The organism is Streptomyces sp. NPDC036822 (assembly GCF_055609145.1).
Genome location: NZ_JBVJPY010000004.1, coordinates 1 through 15,098 on the forward strand (window position 1 = coordinate 1; position 15,098 = coordinate 15,098).

At 72.1% G+C, this 15,098-nt stretch carries 17 protein-coding genes; 4 read left to right on the forward strand and 13 right to left on the reverse strand.

All coding sequences use genetic code 11. The features are described 5' to 3' along the window. On the reverse strand, positions 1-353 hold a 353-nt coding region (locus ACZ68P_RS10590), incomplete at its 3' end, for an acyl-CoA dehydrogenase family protein (RefSeq protein WP_471004951.1). 424 nt (positions 354-777) lie between these two features. Then, positions 778-1,185: a MerR family transcriptional regulator gene (locus ACZ68P_RS10595; RefSeq protein WP_471004953.1), complete on the reverse strand. Its 408-nt coding sequence runs from the start codon at positions 1,183-1,185 to the stop codon at positions 778-780. 49 nt (positions 1,186-1,234) lie between these two features. On the opposite strand from ACZ68P_RS10595, the gene ACZ68P_RS10600 reads away from it, so the two are divergent. After that, positions 1,235-2,179, forward strand: a complete 945-nt coding sequence (locus ACZ68P_RS10600) for an NAD(P)-dependent oxidoreductase (RefSeq protein WP_471004955.1) — start codon at positions 1,235-1,237, stop codon at positions 2,177-2,179. A 114-nt stretch (positions 2,180-2,293) separates the two neighbouring features. Then, positions 2,294-2,797, forward strand: coding sequence for a DinB family protein (locus ACZ68P_RS10605; RefSeq protein ID WP_471004957.1), 504 nt, complete (start codon positions 2,294-2,296; stop codon positions 2,795-2,797). 115 nt (positions 2,798-2,912) lie between these two features. Here the strand turns inward: ACZ68P_RS10605 and ACZ68P_RS10610 are convergent, their stop codons facing one another. The 3 genes from ACZ68P_RS10610 to ACZ68P_RS10620 form a co-directional block, all read right to left on the reverse strand. Continuing rightward, positions 2,913-3,521 (reverse strand): SGNH/GDSL hydrolase family protein, encoded by a 609-nt coding sequence (locus ACZ68P_RS10610; RefSeq protein WP_471004959.1) that lies wholly within the window; start codon positions 3,519-3,521, stop codon positions 2,913-2,915. Between the two features lie 208 nt (positions 3,522-3,729). Beyond that, complete coding sequence (locus tag ACZ68P_RS10615; RefSeq protein WP_471004961.1) at positions 3,730-4,248, reverse strand: GNAT family N-acetyltransferase; 519 nt, start codon at positions 4,246-4,248, stop codon at positions 3,730-3,732. A gap of 124 nt (positions 4,249-4,372) precedes the next feature. Next, positions 4,373-4,765, reverse strand: coding sequence for a helix-turn-helix domain-containing protein (locus tag ACZ68P_RS10620; RefSeq protein ID WP_471004963.1), 393 nt, complete (start codon positions 4,763-4,765; stop codon positions 4,373-4,375). 248 nt (positions 4,766-5,013) lie between these two features. Here ACZ68P_RS10620 and ACZ68P_RS10625 point away from each other — a divergent pair, with 248 nt between their 5' ends. Beyond that, a complete protein-coding gene (locus ACZ68P_RS10625) occupies positions 5,014-5,373 on the forward strand; it encodes a hypothetical protein (RefSeq protein ID WP_471004965.1) in 360 nt (119 codons plus the stop codon). 129 nt (positions 5,374-5,502) lie between these two features. Here ACZ68P_RS10625 and ACZ68P_RS10630 read toward each other — a convergent pair whose 3' ends face one another. From ACZ68P_RS10630 to ACZ68P_RS10650, 5 genes are all read right to left on the reverse strand, one after another. After that, positions 5,503-5,814 (reverse strand): SCO5918 family protein, encoded by a 312-nt coding sequence (locus tag ACZ68P_RS10630; RefSeq protein WP_471004967.1) that lies wholly within the window; start codon positions 5,812-5,814, stop codon positions 5,503-5,505. A gap of 57 nt (positions 5,815-5,871) precedes the next feature. Continuing rightward, entirely contained in the window at positions 5,872-6,207 is a 336-nt protein-coding gene (locus ACZ68P_RS10635; protein WP_471005572.1) for a CBS domain-containing protein, read from the reverse strand. A gap of 305 nt (positions 6,208-6,512) precedes the next feature. After that, entirely contained in the window at positions 6,513-7,988 is a 1,476-nt protein-coding gene (locus ACZ68P_RS10640) for a DEAD/DEAH box helicase (RefSeq protein WP_471004969.1), read from the reverse strand. 298 nt (positions 7,989-8,286) lie between these two features. Beyond that, positions 8,287-8,490: a cold-shock protein gene (locus ACZ68P_RS10645; RefSeq protein ID WP_030693997.1), complete on the reverse strand. Its 204-nt coding sequence runs from the start codon at positions 8,488-8,490 to the stop codon at positions 8,287-8,289. A gap of 315 nt (positions 8,491-8,805) precedes the next feature. After that, positions 8,806-9,240 carry a hypothetical protein gene (locus ACZ68P_RS10650; RefSeq protein ID WP_471004971.1) on the reverse strand — a complete coding sequence of 145 codons (435 nt, stop codon included), beginning with the start codon at positions 9,238-9,240 and terminating at the stop codon, positions 8,806-8,808. A gap of 341 nt (positions 9,241-9,581) precedes the next feature. Here ACZ68P_RS10650 and ACZ68P_RS10655 point away from each other — a divergent pair, with 341 nt between their 5' ends. Next, the gene (locus tag ACZ68P_RS10655) at positions 9,582-9,806 is read left to right on the forward strand and encodes a hypothetical protein (RefSeq protein WP_365714792.1); all 225 of its coding nucleotides are present in this window, start codon (positions 9,582-9,584) and stop codon (positions 9,804-9,806) included. A 98-nt stretch (positions 9,807-9,904) separates the two neighbouring features. Here ACZ68P_RS10655 and meaB read toward each other — a convergent pair whose 3' ends face one another. The 3 genes from meaB to ACZ68P_RS10670 are packed head-to-tail and all read right to left on the reverse strand — an operon-like array spanning position 9,905 to position 14,885. Then, entirely contained in the window at positions 9,905-10,906 is a 1,002-nt protein-coding gene (gene meaB / locus ACZ68P_RS10660; protein WP_471004973.1) for a methylmalonyl Co-A mutase-associated GTPase MeaB, read from the reverse strand. Beyond that, positions 10,903-13,077 (reverse strand): methylmalonyl-CoA mutase, encoded by a 2,175-nt coding sequence (gene scpA / locus ACZ68P_RS10665; RefSeq protein WP_471004975.1) that lies wholly within the window; start codon positions 13,075-13,077, stop codon positions 10,903-10,905. The genes meaB and scpA overlap by 4 nt, the downstream gene beginning before the upstream one ends. Next, complete coding sequence (locus ACZ68P_RS10670; RefSeq protein WP_471004977.1) at positions 13,077-14,885, reverse strand: methylmalonyl-CoA mutase subunit beta; 1,809 nt, start codon at positions 14,883-14,885, stop codon at positions 13,077-13,079. Before ACZ68P_RS10670 ends, scpA begins: the two co-directional genes overlap by 1 nt. Positions 14,886-15,098 lie beyond the last annotated feature (213 nt).

Here is a 15,098-nt window from a genome sequence, read left to right on the forward strand (position 1 = left end):
AGCGGGCCGAGGTACTTCGCCTTCAGCTCCTCGGAGCCGGACAGGATGACCGGCAGCGAGCCGAGCTTGTTGACCGCCGGGATCAGCGAGGACGAGCCGCACGCCCGCGCGACCTCCTCGATCACGATCACCGTCGCCAGCGCGTCCGCCCCCGCACCGCCGTAGGACTCCGGCACGTGCACCGCGTGCAGGTCCGCCGCCACCAGCGCGTCCAGCGCCTCCTGGGGGAACCGGCCCTCCTCGTCCACCGCCGCGGCGAACGGCGTGATCTTCGCCTCCGCCAGCGCGCGGACCGTCTCCCGGAGCATCTCGTGCTCTTCGGACGGGCGGTACAGGTCGAAGTCCTTGCCCATGATCTGGAACTCCCCTAAGAACGCGTGTCGGCGACGCTTGTGGCAACGCATATGGCACTGAGTACCCTCAGCAAAACACACTCAGTGCCATGATGCCAGTATCGGCGTCCCGACGGGCACGCGGGGAAAGGAAAAGCCCAGGTCAGGGAGCGTGAACGCCCGGCGCCCCAGGTCTCGCGGCCGCGGGGCAGGTCGCCACGACGACGGCGCCGGCGAGCAGCACCACGTTCTTCACCACGAACTCGCCGACCAAGGGCAGCGGCAGCGGCAGCGGTGCGGGCGCGGTGCGAGGAGGCCGAAGCGCGCGGGCGGTGGGGCCGGATCGGCCGAAGCGCCCGGGGCCGTCGCAGGCGTCGAGGAGGGGCTGCGGGGGGAGCTGCCGGCAGGGGCGGCGGCGCCGCCCCCGGCCGCTGCCCGGGGGCGGTCAGGCCGGGACGGACGCGAGGCCGCTCCCGTCGAACGGGGGATAGCGGTCACCGGCGGTGCGCTCGGCCGCGTCGATGTACCGCGTCAGGGCGTCGTGGGACCGGGCGAGCGTGCTCATCCGGTCCTCCAGGCGCCGCAGCCGTGACCGCATCGCGGTCAGCAGCTCCGGACACCCCGCCAGCTCCGGCTCCTCGCCCACCGCGCAGGGCAGCACGTACGCGATGTCGTCGGACGACAGGCCGGCGCCGAGCAGGTGCCGGATCTGACGCACCCGGAGCAGGGCGCTCTCGTCGTAGTCGCGGTAGCCGTTCGCGCCGCGTTCCGCCTCCAGCAGGCCCTGCGCCTCGTAGTAGCGCAACTGGTGGGCGTTGACGCCCGTCCGACGGCTCAGTTCGCCGATCCGCATGGAAACCTCGCTTGACCTTCACATCGGTGTGAACGTTGACGATGCTGTCATGTCCAACGAAACCGAGGCATCCTCAACTCCCGTGACCGTCATCGGACTCGGCCTGATGGGCCAGGCGCTCGCCCGCGCGTTCCTCAAGGCCGGCCATCCCACCACCGTGTGGAACCGCACGGCCTCCAAGGCCGACGCGCTGGTGGCCGAGGGCGCGCGGCCGGCGTCGTCGGTCGGCGACGCGCTCCGGGCCTCCGCCCTGACGATCGTCTGCGTCACCGACTACGACGCCGTCTACGAGCTGCTCGGAGCGAGCGAGGCCGAGCTGGCCGGCACGACACTGATCAACCTCACCTCGGGCGACTCGGCCCAGGCCCGGCAGGCCGCCCGATGGGCCGAGCGGCACGGCGCGCGCTACCTGGACGGCGCCGTCATGGCCGTCCCGCCGGCGATCGGAACCCCCGAGGCCGTGATCCTGCACAGCGGCCCCGAGGCGGACTTCGAGGCGCACCGGCCGGCGCTCGAGGCTCTCGGCACCGTCAGCCATCTGGGCGCGGACCACGGCCTCGCGGCCCTGTACGACGTGGCGGGCCTGGCCATGATGTGGAGCGTCCTGAACGCCTGGCTCCAGGGCACCGCCCTGCTCAGGACGGCCGGTGTCGACGCCGTGACGTACGCGCCGTTCGCGCGGCAGATCGCCGCCGGCGTGGCCGACTGGCTCCCCGGGTACGCCGAGCAGATCGACAGCGGCTCCTTCCCGGCCGAGGTGTCGGCCCTGGAAACCGACGCACGGGCGATGGCGCACCTGATCGAGGAGAGCGAGGCGGTGGGCGTCAACGCCGAACTGCCGAGGCTCTTCAAGGCGATGGCCGACCGCGCGATCGCCGCCGGGCACGGTGGGGAGCAGTACCCCGTGCTGATCGAGGAGTTCGGCATCCCCCGCCCCGCGGCGGGATCGCCGACGGCCCCCGCCACCGCGCCGACGTCGGCGTCCACCGGCTGACCGGACCCGGTCCGACCCCCGCCCCGGCGTCCGCCGGCTGACCGGCGCGCGGCCCCCTCGTCCACGCCCCGGACGCGGAGCTCGCGCGCCTCGGCCCCCTGGCATGATCACCCGATGATCGATGACAAGCGCGTCCATCCCTCCAAGGTGGCCGGTGACCGTGCCTCGCTGACCTCGTTCCTCGACTACCAGCGCGCCACACTCGCCATGAAGTGCGAGGGGCTGACCGGCGAACAGCTGAGGCGGAAGGCCGTCCCGACCTCGGGTCTGTCCCTCCTCGGCCTCGTACGGCATGCGGCCGGGGTCGAGCGGGGCTGGTTCCGGCTGGTGCTGAAGGGCGAGGACGTCACGGCGCTCTGGCCGGGGGCCGACGGCGAGTCCGACGAGTTCCGGGTGGACGGCGCCGACGTGGACGAGGCGTTCGCGTTCTGGCGCGAGGCGTGCGAGGCCTCCCGCGCCGCCGCGGACGCCTTCGACTCGCTCGACGACACCGTGGACTTCCGGGGCGAGGTCATCTCGCTCCGCTACGTCCTCACCCACATGATCGAGGAGTACGCGCGCCACAACGGCCACGCCGACCTGCTCCGTGAGGCGATCGACGGAGAGGTCGGCGAGTAGGACGCCGACCGGGCCGCTCCCGGTCGGCAGGGCGCGGAGCACGCAGCCCCCGTGTCGGCGGCCCCACGGCCGGGACGGCCCGCACCGCGCGCCCCGCCGGATATGACGCGCAGCCTCAGAGGGGGTCCAGCCCGCCCAGGCCCATCGTGCGCAGGGTGTGGTCGGCCATCCGCAGGTGGCCGACCGCGTTGGGGTGGGCCGCGTCGTCGAGCCACGCGATGGGGTCGGCCGTGCCGTGGTGCTCCCGCCAGTGCCTCTCGTGGTCCACGAGCAGCGCGCCGGTGTCCTCGGCGATCTCCCGTACGGCCTGGCAGTAGGCGGGAAGCGCCGCGCGCCGCTCCCGGCCAGAGAAGCCGACCAGGGCGGGCGTGTGCAGCACGACCTGCGTCCCCGGGCCCACCCCGGCGACGATCCGGCGCATCGCGTCGTGGAACGCGGGCAGGCCGTCCTCCCCGGCGAGGCAGTCGTTGGTGCCGAGGGACACGGACAGCACGTCGGGATCGAAACGACCGACGAGCCGGTCGTGGGCCGCCAGCACGTCGACCGCGCTCCAGCCCGAGACGCCGGTGTTCACCACGATGTCGGTGAGCCGGTCCAACTGCCAGCGGACCCGCTCGTGCAGGTGCTCGACCCAGCCGCGGGCGCCGTGGGTGTGCAGGACGCCCTGCGTGATGCTGTCCCCCGTCGCCACCCAGGTCATGGGGCCGTCCGCCAGCCTGATCATTCCGTGCTCCTCCCGCCCGGTCGCCGCGACTCCGGGGCGCCCACGGCGTCCCGTCGTCGGGCCATCCTGCCCGCGCAAGATCGTCCGCGCGTGGGCGGTGCCCGTCAAGTCCCGGCCGGGCCACCGGGCCTGCGCCGACACCGTCCGGACTCCGTAGGGGGTGTCGTGCCGATCGCGCCCGGGTCCGGCCTGATCGACAAGGCACTCCCTAGTCGACGGCCGGGCTGCGCCGTTCGACCAGGAGCGTGTCGCGCCAGCGGCCGTGGTGGCGGCCGATGCGCTCGCGGGTGCCGATGACGCGGAACCCGGCGCGCGCGTGGACGGCGAGGCTCGCGGCGTTCTCCGGGAAGATGCCCGACTGGACGGTCCAGATCCCGGCCGCCTCCGTCGAGTCGATCAGAGCCTTCAGCAGGGCCGACGCGACACCACGGCCCCGGGCGCCCGGGTCGACGTACACCGAGTGCTCGACGACTCCCGCGTACGCGCACCGGTCGGTCACCCGGCTCGCGGCCACCCAGCCGAGCACCGTCCCTTCGGCGTCGAGAGCCACGAAGCGGTGCCCGGGCAGCCGGGCCGCGTCGAACGCCTCCCAGCCCGGGGCCTCGGTCTCGAAGGTGGCGTCGCCCTCGTCGATGCCCGCCTGGTAGATCGCCAGGACCCGCTCGGCGTGTTCGGCCGTGAGCGGCACGATCGTCAGATCCGGCCCGGTGCCGGTACGGCTCGTCATCGCGTCCTCGCTCCTCCCGGAGCCCCGCCTCGCCGGTCGGGCTCCGTCCTCACGGTGTCACAGGGACGGACGCCGGACCGGTCACGCCCCCGCGCCCCCGGCCACACGTACGTCCACGGACGGCTCAGCCGGAGCGCCCGTCCCGTTCGTCGCTCCCGTCACCCTCCGCGCCGGCGTCTTCGTCCCCGCCCGCCTTCCCCCGGGCCGCCGCGCGGCGGTACTCCGCGTTGATGCGCTGAGCCTCTTCGAGCTGGTCCTCGAGGATGACGATGCGGCACGCGGCCTCGATCGGGGTGCCCTGGTCGACGAGCTCGCGGGCGCGGGCCGCGACCCGCAGCTGATAGCGGGAGTACCGCCGGTGGCCGCCCTCGGAACGGAGCGGGGTGATCAGCCGTGCCTCGCCGAGAGCACGGAGGAAGCCCGGCGTGGTGCCGAGCATCTCCGCCGCCCGGCCCATCGTGTAGGCGGGGTAGTCGTCGTCGTCCAGGCGGCCGCCGAGCGCGTCATCCGCTGTCATCTGCACCTCTTCATCAAGAACGCGTCAAGGGCCCCGATGCCCCATGGCACCGGCGCCCCGAGGAATTCAACACCATCCGTCCGCCCCGGTGCCGCGCCGACCTGTGTTTCGGCCGCGGTCCCGCCGTCACGAGGGACGCAGGACGGGGGACGCGAACCCGCCACCGGCCGCCCCCCGTGCCCCGGCGGACGCGTACAGGTGGCCCTGCCGCACCCCGCCGGGCGCGACCGCGAATAGAATCGGCTTTCATGTCGAAGCCTGACGAGTTGCTCGTTGACATCGCCGCCCTGGTGGAGTCCGGAAAGAGCAACCAGATGTCCCTTACCGTGGTCACGGGTGGCACGGTCATCACCGGTCGGCTGGCTCCCGAAGCCGTGTGGAGACAGCGTGTCTCGGAGGTCCTGACGGATTCGGAGCGCCTGGGCGAGTTCTCCGGAATCTTCAGCACCTCGAGGGAGAAGGAAGGACCGCCCCGCTATCTCCACTTCCACGTCGCCCGCATCCTCCAGGGCACCGTGGGCATCCCGGAGACGGGCGGGATGTACCGCGTCCTGATCGAGGAGGTCAGTGCGTGGACGATGGGCGACTTCAGCTACTCCGACCACTGAACCGACGACTCCACCGCCGCCGGGACCGGGAACGGGGATCGGACGGCACGCGATGAGGGCCCGACCGGCGCGCGCCGGTCGGGCCCTCATCCTCGTCCGGCCGTGCGGCTCACGCCGCCGGCCGGTCCGTCAGGCGGCGGTCGGAGCGCCGAGCAGCACGGACGCGCGCTGGACCGCGCCGCCGACGGGCGCGGGCGCCGCCTCCTCCGGACGGAGGCGGCAGGTGAAGCCGAGGGCCGTCATGGCCCGCACGACCTCGCCGGCGCTGAAGTCGCGGCGGTCCTGCCGGGTGATGACCTCACCCACCTGCTTGACGGGATAGGAACGGCGGCCGATCGTCACGGACTCGCCGGTGACCGGCTCGGGCTTGATTCCCTTCATCGCGTCCAGGACGTCGTTCTTCGTCAGGTCGAACGGGAAGCGGGCGATGACGCAGCGCATGGGGCCTCACAGGGAGAAGAGGGGGACGGCCCGGCGGACCGACGCGGAGGGGAAGGTTCAGGGGGCGAGGGTGAGGACACCCAGCGCGCAGCCGTGCTCGTCGACCACGGGCAGCGCCCCGACCCGGCGGCGGCGCATGGAGTGCTCGGCTTCGGCCATCGTGGCCAGGGGAGAGGCGAAGGGGCCGCGGTCCCCGGCGATCTCGCGCAGTCGGACCCGGTCCGTGTACGCGGAGCCGTCCCGTACGGCGACCAGCTGCGCCTCGGTCAGCAGACCGGTGCACCGGCCGTCGTCGTCGCGGACGAGCAGGTGACCGGAGCGCGCGCCCGCCATGACGGAGAGCGCGACCTCGACGGTCATGTCGTCACCGACCTGCGGTCCGGCCTCGCCCATCGCGTCGAGCACCGTCCTGGTGCGCAGGGGCGCCGTGTACGGGAGGGGGTGGAGCCGCGTCTGAACCGGTGTCACAAAAAGCCTCCTGCGGAGAGAAGCGGAGAGGGAACGGCCGGGCTCGCCGGGGCGGAACGTGCCCCAACCGGCCCGGCGGGATCCAGCCGGCCGGGAACGCCCGAGGGGGTGTCTCACCGTCGTGCCGGGCTCGCGTCGCCCGCCGCCCGAGCCGGCCCGGACGACAAGGCGGCGCGGGCGGCGGGCGAGGCGTCGAGGCACGGGCCCTGGCGAGGCCCCGGAGCCACTGCCTAGGCGGCCGGGCCGAGCGCCGGGCGCCGCTGGGTGCCGCGGCGCGTGGCCTGGGAGGGGCGGTGGCGGCGCGGGCGTCCGGAGGCGCCCCGCTGGGGACGCTCGGCCGGCGGCGCCGTGATGACGACCGGGACGCCCGAAGGCGCCTGGGCGCCGGTGATGCGGTGCAGCGCGTCCTCACCGGAGCGGACCTCGGTGATCCGCGGACGGATCCCCGCGTCCGACATCAGGCGCGCCATGGTGCGGCGCTGGTTCGGCGTGACGAGGGTGACGACACTGCCGGACTCACCCGCGCGGGCGGTACGGCCGCCACGGTGCAGGTAGTCCTTGTGGTCGGTCGGCGGATCCACGTTGACGACGAGGTCGAGGTTGTCGACGTGGATCCCGCGGGCGGCGACGTTCGTGGCGACGAGCACGGTGACGTGCCCCGTCTTGAACTGCGCCAGCGTGCGGGTGCGCTGCGGCTGCGACTTGCCGCCGTGCAGCGCCGCGGCCCGGACCCCGCTGCCCAGCAGGTCCTTGGTCAGCCGGTCGACGGCGTGCTTGGTGTCCAGGAACATGATCACGCGGCCGTCGCGGGCGGCGATCTCCGTCGTGGTGGCCTGCTTGTCGGCGCTGTGGACGTGCAGCACGTGGTGCTCCATCGTCGTGACCGCACCGGCCGACGGGTCCACCGAGTGCACCACCGGGTCGGTGAGGTAGCGGCGGACCAGCAGGTCGACGTTGCGGTCCAGGGTCGCCGAGAACAGCATCCGCTGCCCCTCGGGACGCACCTGGTCGAGCAGCGCGGTGACCTGCGGCATGAAGCCCATGTCGGCCATCTGGTCGGCCTCGTCCAGGACGGTGATCGCGACCTGGTTCAGCCGGCAGTCACCGCGGTCGATGAGGTCCTTGAGCCGGCCCGGGGTGGCGACGACCACTTCCGCACCGCTGCGCAGCGCACCGGCCTGGCGGCCGATCGACATCCCGCCGACGACCGTGGCAAGCCGCAGCCTGAGGGAGCGGGCGTACGGGGTCAGCGCGTCGGTCACCTGCTGTGCCAGCTCGCGGGTGGGGACGAGGACCAGGGCGAGCGGCTGGCGGGGCTCGGCGCGCTGTCCCGCCGTACGGGCGAGCAGCGCCAGGCCGAAGGCGAGGGTCTTTCCGGAGCCGGTCCTGCCGCGGCCCAGGACGTCACGGCCCGCGAGGGTGTTCGGCAGTGTCGCCCCCTGGATCGGGAACGGGACGGTCACCCCTTCGGCGGTCAGCGCGGCGAGCAGCTGCCCGGGCATGTCCAGGTCGGCGAACGACTCGACGGCGGGCAGGGCGGGGGTGGTCGTGCGGGGGAGGGCGAACTCGCCGCGCACGGGTGCGGGCCGGCGGTTGTTGCCGGCCGGACGCGTACGGGGGAAGCGGGTGCCCGCGCGCTCGCTGACCCGGTCGTTCGAGTGGTTGGTGCGGTTGCTCGTGCGGTTGTTCGTGCGTGTGCGGTTCATGCGGAACCTTCCTTGATGCGGGCACGTATCAGGGAATTCCCGCAGCAGATGAGCCGCACGGAGAATTGCGAGAACGAGCCGACAGGAGAAACGACGGGACCGTCGCGGGAATACGCGGACGGGGCCGTGCGTCAGAGGGGGGATCCGGAGCGGAGACCCGAGTGGGTGTGGGTGTGCGTCCGGAGCCGGGCGGTACGTCCGCCGTACGGGGCGTCCGCCGAGCGCGGACCACCCTTGAATGCAACGAGCTGGGGCCCGCACCCCAAGGTGCGGGCCCCAGCTCTTACGACTGCGAGCGTCAGGCGGGAACGATGTTCTCGGCCGTCGGGCCCTTCTGGCCCTGCGCGATGTCGAAGTTCACCTTCTGGCCTTCCTGGAGCTCACGGAAGCCCTGGGCGGCGATGTTCGAGTAGTGGGCGAAGACGTCGGGGCCGCCGCCGTCCTGCTCGATGAAACCGAAGCCCTTTTCGGCGTTGAACCACTTCACGGTGCCAGATGCCATGTCAAATCTCCTTCGGGGCAGTGCCCGGAGTGCGCACTGTGCGGACTCCGCGTCGCCGCGATGATTGCCCCGCCCGGAAAAAAGACCGGAAATACAAAAGCGCTTCCCGCGGCGGAAAAAGCCGTCGGGGCGCTTGGGTTTTGGGAACCACAACTGCAACTGGCATCGACACTAGCACGGCGACATCGGCCTTGCGCGGTGAGTAATTCCACTTGGCCGCGGGTGTGAGAAACCCTTACCGCGCCTTGTTTCCATTTCTCACTCCGCGGTCACAGATATTGACGGTCGGGGCGCGGAGAATGCCCTCGGTCGCGGTCAGCAGAAGGGCACGCCGGGGACGGGCTCCCAGGCCCCGCCCTGCACCACCGCGGTGGCGGGGAAGGAGCCCCAGCCGGAGGCGCCGGGACGCGTGACGACGTCGGCCAGGGTCGTCAGCCACCAGTTGTTCTGCGCGCCCTGGATCACCGGGTTGTCCCGGCCCTTGCTCTGACACACGAACCAGTTGCGCCCCGCGTACAGGATGCCGACCTCACGGGAGTCGCCCTCGAAGGGAGTGTCGCCCTGGTGCACGCTCGCCGTCACATAGGTGTCGCAGTAGACCGTCGGTTTCCCCCACGGCGTCGTCGGGCCCGCGCCGGAGCACGAGCCGCCGGCGGCGCTTGCCGACGGCGCGAGGGCGAGCGCGCCGGCGACGACGGCACCGGTGGCGAGCAAGGCCAGACCGCTTCTGCTCGGGTTGGCTGTGGGCACGGTGGCTCCTCTCGGCGCGGGGCCGCCGTCCGGCCCCCTCTTCGGGGTGCCACTGTGCCGGAGCGGGCGAAGACCGTGACTCCGCAACGTTACGGATTGCCACCGCCGGGGCCGTGATCCCGCGAGCGAGCCGAAGGGGCGCGGCCGTCGAGAGGGAGAACGCGCACAGGTCCCGAGGAACGAGGGGCCGAGCACGTCGACCGTCGACGGCCGCCCCAAGCGCCCCGGAGGCGAGCCGAGCCCGTGAAGAGGGGGGCGTCGGGGTTTGCCACGGATCCGCGGCTGGGCATCCATGGGGCGTACGGGAACGACCCGGAAACCCGAGCGGCGAGGTGCCCCAGATGCCCGACACGAGCCCGGAACCGATCGCGACCTTCTGCGGGAAGTGCGACTGCGGCTGCCCGCAGCTCTTCGTGGACGCCGACGCGCCCGAGGACAAGCGGGTGCGCATCACCGACGACTTCGGACAGCACGTGCAGATGAGCGAGGAGCAGTTCGCCGACCTCGTGGCGCAGGCCAAGGCCGGCGCGCTGGACCGGCTGACCGCGGCGCCCGCCTCGGCCTGACCCGCCGGAGGACCGTCCGACCGGAGCCGTGACCGTGACGCCCCGGACATGTCGAACGGAGCGACTCAGGGCACGGCCCGCGTCAGCGGGCGGCCCGGTCAGGTGTCGCCGGCCTCGGTCCGGTCCGTGTTCTCGAAGGCCCTCAGGATGCGTTCCGCGGCCAGGGTCGCCGTCAACTCACCGTTTCTGAGCTGCTGTTCGAGGTCGGGTGCCAGGGTGCGGACGGTGGGGTCGGCGTGGAGGCGGGCGAGGAGTTCGTCGTGGACCATGGTCCAGGTCCAGTCGACCTGCTGGTCGCGGCGGCGGGCGGCGAGGCTGCCGGTGGTGTGGAGCAGGGTGTGGTGTTGTTCGAGCCGTTCCCAGAGGGTGTCCAGGCCGGTCGACTCGCGGGCGCTGCAGTGGAGCACGGGTGGGGTCCAGGCGGGGTGCCTGTTCTGCATCAGCCGTAGTGCGCCGGCCAGTTCGCGTGCGGCGGTGCGGGCGTCGTGTTCGTGGGGCCCGTCGGCCTTGTTGACGGCGACGATGTCGGCGAGTTCGAGGACGCCCTTCTTGATGCCCTGGAGCTGGTCGCCGGTGCGGGCGAGGGTGAGCAGGAGGAAGGAGTCGACCATGTCGGCGACGGCGGTCTCGGACTGGCCGACGCCGACGGTCTCCACCAGGACGACGTCGTAGCCGGCTGCCTCCATGACGAGGATCGATTCGCGGGTGGCTTTGGCGACGCCGCCGAGGGTGCCGGCGGTGGGGGAGGGGCGGACGAAGGCGGCGGGGTCGACGGCGAGGCGTTCCATGCGGGTCTTGTCGCCGAGGATCGAGCCTTTGGTGCGGCTGGAGGAGGGGTCGACGGCGAGGACGGCGACGCGGTGGCCCAGGCCGGTGAGCATGGTGCCGAACGCGTCGATGAACGTCGACTTGCCGACCCCCGGGACACCGCTGATCCCGATCCGGCGCGCTGTGCCGCTGTGCGGCAGCAGTGCGGTCAGGAGCTTCTGGGCGAGCGCCCGGTGCTGGGGGCGGGTGGACTCGACGAGCGTGATGGCGCGGGCGATGACCGCCCGCTTCCCGTCGAGAACACCCTTCACGTACGCGTCGACGTCGATCACAGGTCGTGCCCGAGGCCGTCCGACAGTCGGCGCACCAGGTCGTACGCGGCGTCCGGGATGACCGTGCCGGGCGGGAAGACGGCGGCCGCGCCCATCTCCAGGAGGGTGGGGACGTCCTGTGGGGGGATGACTCCGCCGACGACGATCATGATGTCCTCGCGTCCCTCGGCGGCCAGTTGCTCGCGCAGGGCGGGGACGAGGGTGAGGTGTCCGGCGGCCAGTGAGGAGACGCCGACGATGTGGACGTCGGCCTCGACGGCCTGGCGGGCGACCTCGGCCGGGGTCTGGAACAGCGGGCCGACGTCGACGTCGAAGCCGAGGTCGGCGAAGGCGGTGGCGATGACCTTCTGGCCGCGGTCGTGGCCGTCCTGGCCCATCTTGGCGACCAGGATCCGCGGCCGGCGGCCTTCGGCGTCGGCGAAGGCGTCGACCAGGGTGCGGGTGCGTTCCACGGTGGGGGACTGGCCTGCTTCGTTGCGGTACACGCCCGAGATGGTACGGATCTGGCCGGCGTGGCGTCCGTAGACCTTCTCCAGGGCGTCGGAGATCTCGCCGACGGTCGCTTTCGCGCGGGCGGCGTGTACGGCGAGTTCGAGCAGGTTGCCCTCGCCGTCGGCGGCGCGGGTCAGGGCGTCGAGGGCGTCCTGGCAGGCGCTCTCGTCGCGTTCGGCGCGCAGCCGGCGCAGTTTGGCGATCTGCTGGGCGCGGACGGCGGAGTTGTCGACCGCTCGGACGTCGATCTGCTCGTCGGTCTCCACCCGGTACTTGTTGACGCCGATGACGGGCTGGCGTCCGGAGTCGATCCGGGCCTGGGTGCGGGCGGCGGCTTCCTCGACGCGCAGTTTGGGGATGCCGGCGTCGATGGCCTGGGCCATACCGCCGGCGGCCTCGACCTCCTGGATGTGCTGCCAGGCACGGCGCGCGAGGTCGTAGGTGAGCTTCTCGACGTAGGCGCTGCCGCCCCACGGGTCGATGACCCGGGTGGTGCCCGATTCCTGCTGGAGCAGCAGCTGGGTGTTGCGGGCGATCCGCGCGGAGAAGTCGGTGGGCAGGGCCAGGGCCTCGTCGAGGGCGTTGGTGTGCAGTGACTGGGTGTGGCCCTGGGTGGCGGCCATCGCCTCCACACACGTACGCGTCACGTTGTTGAACACGTCCTGCGCGGTCAGCGACCAACCACTCGTCTGTGAATGGGTGCGCAGGGAAAGGGACTTGGCGTTCTTCGGGTCGAACTGGCCCACCAGCTTCGCCCACAGCAGACGCGCCGCGCGGAGCTTGGCGACCTCCATGAAGAAGTTCATCCCGATCGCCCAGAAGAACGACAGCCGCGGCGCGAACGCGTCGACGTCCAGACCCGCCGCACGCCCGGCCCGTAGGTACTCCACCCCGTCGGCCAGGGTGTAGGCCAGCTCCAGGTCGGCCGTCGCACCCGCTTCCTGGATGTGATAGCCGGAGATGGAGATCGAGTTGTAGCGCGGCATCCGCTGCGAGGTATACGCGAAGATGTCGGAGATGATCCGCATCGACGGCTTCGGCGGATAGATGTAGGTGTTGCGGACCATGAACTCCTTGAGGATGTCGTTCTGGATGGTCCCGGCCAGCTTCTCGGGCGGCACGCCCTGTTCCTCGGCCGCCACGATGTAGAGCGCGAGGATAGGCAGCACGGCGCCGTTCATCGTCATCGACACCGACATCCTGTCCAGAGGGATGCCGTCGAAGAGCTGACGCATGTCGAGGATGGAGTCGATGGCCACGCCGGCCATGCCGACGTCGCCGGTCACCCGCGGGTGGTCGCTGTCGTAGCCGCGGTGGGTGGGCAGGTCGAAGGCGACCGACAGGCCCTTCTGGCCGGCCGCGAGGTTACGCCGGTAGAAGGCGTTGGACTCCTCGGCGGTGGAGAAACCGGCGTACTGCCGGATCGTCCAGGGCTGGTTGACGTACATCGTCGGGTACGGGCCGCGCAGATACGGTGCCATACCGGGGTAGGTGCCCAGGAAGTCCAGACCCTCCAGGTCCTGCCCGGTGTAGAGCGGCTTGACGGCGATGCCTTCGGGGGTCTCCCACACAGGGTCCTCACCCCCGCCGGCCTGCTTCACCGCCGCGCGCCACGCCTCCGTGGAGCCGTCGGCGGCCGGGGATCCCAGCTCGATCGCGGAGAAATCGGGGATGGACATCAAGACACTCCCATGCGGTCGAGCGTGGCGGAGAGCACGGCCACAGCGTCACAGCCGGCGAAGACGTACGAGTCGGCACCCGGATACGCTCCGGGACGGCCGGCGAGGAACACGTGCGCGGCCCCCGCCGCCCGCACCTGCGCGGCGAGCGTCTCGCCCTGCTCCTCGTAGAGCGCGTCACTGGAGCACAGGCAGGTCTCGCTCGCCCCGCTCTCCTCGAAAGAGCCTTCGGTGACGGCCTCGATGCCGCCCGCCTGGAAGAAGTTGGCGGCGAACGTGGCCCGCGCCGTGAAGGCCGCGGCCGGACCGATGGTGGACAGATGGATCCGTGGCCGGGCGCCCGTGGCGGCGAGGTGGGCGTCCGAGCGGGCCCGCAGCGCCTCGAACGCGTCGTCGCGGCGGACCCGGGGCAGCCCGCCCGCACGCTGTGCGGGCGCCGGCTCACGCACCACCGGCCGCTCGGCCAGATGCGGGAACTCGCTCACACCGGTCACCGGCTCACGCCGTGTGGCCAGCTTCGCACCCCGCGCCGACCAGGTCGCCGCCAGCCGCTCACCGATCATCCCCGACCGCAGCGCCGCCTGCTGACCACCCGCCCGCTCGACCTCCTGGAAGAACTCCCAGCCCGCCCGGGCCAGTTCGTCCGTCAAACGCTCCACATACCAGGAACCACCCGCCGGATCGATCACCCGCGACAGATGCGACTCCTCGATCAGGATCGAGGAGGTGTTGCGGGCGATACGACGCGCGAAAGCGTCCGGCAGCCCCAGCGCGTGATCGAACGGCAACACCGTCACCGCGTCAGCACCACCCACCCCCGCCGCCAGCGTGGCCACCGTCGTGCGCAGCATGTTCACCCACGGATCACGACGCGTCATCATCACCGGCGACGTCACCGCATGCTGCACCTGCCCACCGGCGCCGCCCGCCCCGCACGCCTCCACCACCCGCGCCCACAGCCGGCGCGCCGCCCGCAGCTTCGCGATCGTCAGGAACTGGTCAGCCGTCGCCGCGTAACGGAACTCCACCTGCCCGCACGCCTGCTCCACACTCAGACCCGCCCCGGTCAGCTCCCGCAGATAGGCGACACCCGTCGCCAGCGAACACCCCAGCTCCTGTGCCGCCGAACCCCCGGCCTCGTGAAACGGCAGAGCATCCACGGTGAACGCCCGCAGCCCCGCGAACTCCACGGCGCACCGCCTGGCCAGACCGGCCAGCGGCCCCGCGTCCAGCGCTTCACCCGTCCGCGCCTCGAAACCGAGCGGGTCCGCACCCAGACTGCCGCGTACGGCCTCCGGGGCGACGCCCCGCTCCCCGTACAGCCGCAGCAACACCTCCGCGGCGGCCTCGGTCTCCTCCCCCGCGTCCAGGACCACGGGCGCGAGGTCGAGGTAGACACCGTCCAGTACCCCTTCGAGCGACGACACCGCAATGCCGCCCTCGCCGACGACCAGCCAGAGCGAGCTGACGCCGTTCTCCAGATCGGACAGCACGGCACCGTTGTCCGGCGCCGTGTGGCACCCGCGGACATCCCAGCCACCGGGGGCGTTCCCCTCGGCCCGGCTTCCGCGCGTGAACGGCGCGAAACCAGGAAGACCGGCCTCGGGCGCGGTGTCGTCGGCCGCGTACAGAGGACGGACACGAAGCCCGTCCTCCAGCGTGGTGGACAGGAAGTCCTCCGCCGCGGCTCCGGAGACCTCCTTGCCCGACTTGCGCAGGACGCCGGCCACGAGGCCCTGCCACTGCTCGCGGGTCGCGTCGGAGAAATCGGCGGCGAGGGCAAGCCCGTCGTCGGGGAGGACTGTCATGCTCGGATGCTAGGTCAGGTGAACAAAGGAGCAGCAGTGCGCACAGCTGTGACCTTGCCCTCTCCTGAACGGTCTTGAAGCTCCGGGAGCATTCGTTCTATGTCGCCGGCGCGGGCGGGCCTCTGTGGGGAACGGCGCCCCGTGGCCGTCGGCGAGCCGTGTCGCCAGGACGTACGGGGCCCCGACGGCACGGCACCCGGCCGCGATCCGCCG